This window comes from Bacillus sp. AY2-1 (assembly GCF_008368965.1).
GTDB lineage: Bacteria > Bacillota > Bacilli > Bacillales > Bacillaceae_G > Bacillus_A > Bacillus_A thuringiensis_S.
This window is the reverse complement of sequence record NZ_QPEL01000261.1, coordinates 1-631: the sequence shown is the minus strand read 5'-3', so window position 1 is coordinate 631 and position 631 is coordinate 1. Positions and strand designations below refer to the sequence as shown.

Here is a 631-nt window from a genome sequence, read left to right as displayed (position 1 = left end):
CCGCCATACATATCCGAATGGTGATGAAGTAGAATATATTATTGTTGTGTTTGAGTGTGAAGTTAGCGGTGGCGAGTTGAAATCGATAGATGGTGAATCGTTAAAACTAAAATATTTCCCTTTATCTGAAAAGCCCCTTTTAGCATTGCCATACCTAGATAAAATATTTTTATAAATGTAAAATAGCACACCGTATTTATTGCAGGTGTGCTATTTATATAACCCCGTCGTATACATTTCCGTCAATGTATGTACTATCTCTTCTAACTCTAATTTTTTATCATTTTTCACAATCGCCCAAAGAAACATCTCATTCATTGCGAACCAAGCACGTGCTACAATTTCTTTATTTAATTCAGGCTGTGCTAATCCACTTTCTTGAGAGTATGTAATATCCTGCGTAATATTGTTTATGAAGCGTTCCCGTATCTCGTCCCATTTTTTACGTATCTCTTTTGATAATCCGATTGCTTCTTCTACAACTTGTAAAATAGCTCGTTCTTTCTTTGCTAGTTGGAGAAATGCTCTAACTTGATTTCGAATCATTTTATGAGCTTCTTCCTTCGTTTGAGGCAAAAAGGAGCGCTTGGCAATATTATGAAATTGATTCATAACATCTTCCATTAAACTA

2 protein-coding genes are annotated in these 631 nt (G+C 34.7%); one reads left to right on the top strand and one right to left on the bottom strand.

Going from position 1 to position 631, the window contains the following annotated elements; translation table 11 throughout:
* The coding region (locus DN403_RS30050; protein WP_481747571.1) for an NUDIX hydrolase at positions 1–175 on the top strand (175 nt) is incomplete at its 5' end.
* A gap of 35 nt (positions 176–210) precedes the next feature.
* Here DN403_RS30050 and DN403_RS30045 read toward each other — a convergent pair.
* The coding region (locus DN403_RS30045) for a TetR/AcrR family transcriptional regulator (RefSeq protein WP_149186080.1) at positions 211–631 on the bottom strand (421 nt) is incomplete at its 5' end.